The sequence below is a fragment of the Hyella patelloides LEGE 07179 genome (genome assembly GCF_900659865.1).
Lineage (GTDB): Bacteria > Cyanobacteriota > Cyanobacteriia > Cyanobacteriales > Xenococcaceae > Hyella > Hyella patelloides.
Map to the genome: position 1 here is coordinate 1 of NZ_LR213885.1, position 2,789 is coordinate 2,789.

The following is a 2,789-nucleotide window of genomic DNA, read 5'->3' on the forward strand; positions in this document are numbered from 1 at the left end:
TTTTTTGATTGGATTGACTTAGATACACCTTCTTTAATCCGTAGTCGTGATGTTCTAAAAATAAGTCATAACGATCCTGATTGGTTAGATGAAGTAACTCGTAAAGCTATTGAATCTCATCTACATAAAATTCCTAAACCCATTGCTTCTCATTATTTAATTCAGTCTTATACTGGTGCTAGACCTGGAGATATTTGTAATTTACTTTTTAAATGTTTGATTGAAGAAAATGGTCAATGGTATGTCAAATTTTTTCAACATAAAACTCAAAAGTGGCACAAAATATTTGCCAATCGAAAAATAAGGAGAATTATAGAAGAACAACAACAATGGATTCAAAAAGTTATTGGTGAAGATTATCCTTATTTGTTTTGTCATTTTCGGAGCATAAAGCAACTATCATATCCAACTTTTCCCAATATTAAACCTTTACCTGAACCTCCTCTTGTAGATACAAAAAGCAACCCAATGGTTGGCATTATTCGGATATTAATTGAAAAAGAAAATGTTTTAGATGCCAACGGACAAAAGCCTCACTTTACAGGGAAAATTACTCGCTCTACTCGTGGACAAGAAGTAAGAACAAAATATGAAATGGAAGCTGCTCGTCTTTTACTAGACCATAAAAGCAGTAAGACAACATTCCAACATTATGCACCACCTACTAGAGAACAAGTAGCAGAGGTAGATTTACCGTTTCATGAAGTTATAGTGAATTCTGAAAACAAATTCCTACCCTGGCAATCTTTACCCCATAGCTTACTCAAAAACCTTAAAGCCCACGAACTAGATCCAGGAGAACCAGATTCAGAAGTCCCACATCGTTACGTAGTTTACGGACATTGTATTTTAGATCCTAAAACACCTTGTCCCATTAATATTTATCCTAAATGCTATGGCTGTTCTAGTTTTCGTCCCAGTACAGCTAAGTTACCTCTATACGAGCGTCAGTACCAGGGTGAACAACAAAGATTAGCTCAAGCGAAAAAAGCTGGTGCTAGTGCAGAAGTAATAGCTGAAGAAGCTAAAGAAACCATTGAAGCGATGGACAAATGGCTAAGAGAGTTGAGGAAATTAGCTGATGAGCAATAGACAAAAACAGGCTGAAGTTCTTCGTCGTACTCAAGCTCTTAGAAAGGAACAGAAGAAAGAACAGGTACTAAAAGCTATTGCTGAAATTCAAAAACAAAAGAAGCCTCTTACTTTTAAAAATATTGCTACTGTAGCTGGCTGTTCTATTTCCTATCTTTATAAGTGGGATGAGATTAAAGCTTATATTCACGAACTTCAAAACAAGAAACAAACTACTCTTAATTCTCTTGGGGAAGATAGTAAAAATCGACCTCACAGTCTCAAAACTTTACATCAAGTAGCTAAAGATAAAATCCGTAAACTTGAAGCAGAAATTAAAGAACTAAAGCATCAAAACGAAATTCTTAGAGGTCATGTAGCTGAAATCTATGAAATCAGAGACGAAAATGAAAGACTGCGAACTCAATTAAAAGAATTGACTAGACCTAGTCCTACTAGCAAAGTAGTTTCTATTACTACACCAATTAAAGAAAAAAAAGCTACATCTTCTACAACAGCAACCAACAATGATATAGAAGAATTATTAATTGATTCTATTAAAGTTCTTGGTATCAAAGTTAGTAAAAAGCTAAGAGCAGAAATAGCCAGTAGAGATATAGAAAAAGTCAAATTATCTATAGAAGCCTTTAAGCAATATCGGGACAATCATGATGTTAAAAGTCAAGAAGCTTGTTTGCTATCAATGATTTGCGATGAAGCTGAACCTAATACCGAGAGTAAAACCCAAGTCAGCGTCAAGCCTCAAGAGAAAATTGTTACAGCAAAATACAAGTCTCCCAAGAAATTAGTTGACCCCGACAAACTTAAAAAACTGAGCAATATTTTCAATAAGAAAAATGACTGATAATAATACCTTTTTAGGCAACATTGAAGCAGAAGAAGCCATACTAGGAGGAATTTTATTAGACCCTCAAGCTATCAGCATTGTAGCAGATATATTACCACTTGTAAGGTAAAATTTAACCCCTGTATAGGATTATTTCGGAATTTTGTGATTTCCCCAGCATAATTTATTTTAAAATTTAAGCATTAGCCAAAATCCGAAAAAATGCTAATTGAGTGAAGTAATGCTGCAATTTCTCTCCAACCCTTGTAGATATATCAAAAGCAAGTTTGTTCGTAATCCTTCCTCTCCTTCACCATCACCATTACCGAAACCTAATCAATTTAGCAATCTAGAGTACGAAAACCTGTTCATGGAGTTATTAGACGAGTTAGAAAAGGGAAGCAGTTGGGGAGAGCTTCAGGGCTTTTTAATTGTCAAGAAGTTAGATAAACAACGCCTAGCGATTTGGTTAAGGTCTTTTGGTGAGAGATGGTTAGAGCAGCCAGAAACGCATCAGGAGTTAGCAAGACGGTTGGGTTTATTGGGAAGGGTAGCAACTGGGGAATTGGCAGAAGTAGCTAGGTCTTTAAGCGAAAGGTTGTCTTGTGTTGGGGAAGAGGAAAATCAAGACACAAACAAGTCCAGTAACCAGCCTATGGTAGAACCCGAATCAAATGAACAAGGTATTATGCCATTGCTGAACCAAGCTTTTCAACAGTTGCAGTCACGGGACTATCAAGAGGCATTGGATTCTTCAGTTAAGGCTACAAAAATATATCCCCATGATTCTAGAGGTTGGCTTTTCCGAGGTGCTGTTCTGAGTGATTTAGGCAGGAATGAAGAAGCCTTAGCTAGCTATGACCAAGCCCTA

The 2,789-nt window shown here is 36.2% G+C and carries 1 protein-coding gene and 3 pseudogenes; all 4 read left to right on the forward strand.

What is annotated here, in order from left to right:
- A pseudogene (locus tag H1P_RS18095) lies at positions 1 to 1,092 on the forward strand (integrase); the annotation flags it as partial.
- Positions 1,082 to 1,936: a DUF6262 family protein gene (locus tag H1P_RS18100; protein WP_144869928.1), complete on the forward strand. Its 855-nt coding sequence runs from the start codon at positions 1,082 to 1,084 to the stop codon at positions 1,934 to 1,936. The pseudogene H1P_RS18095 and the gene H1P_RS18100, both read left to right, overlap by 11 nt.
- Positions 1,929 to 2,036: pseudogene (locus tag H1P_RS18105) on the forward strand (DnaB-like helicase N-terminal domain-containing protein); the annotation flags it as partial. The gene H1P_RS18100 and the pseudogene H1P_RS18105, both read left to right, overlap by 8 nt.
- A gap of 252 nt (positions 2,037 to 2,288) precedes the next feature.
- A pseudogene (locus H1P_RS36255) lies at positions 2,289 to 2,789 on the forward strand (hypothetical protein); the annotation flags it as partial.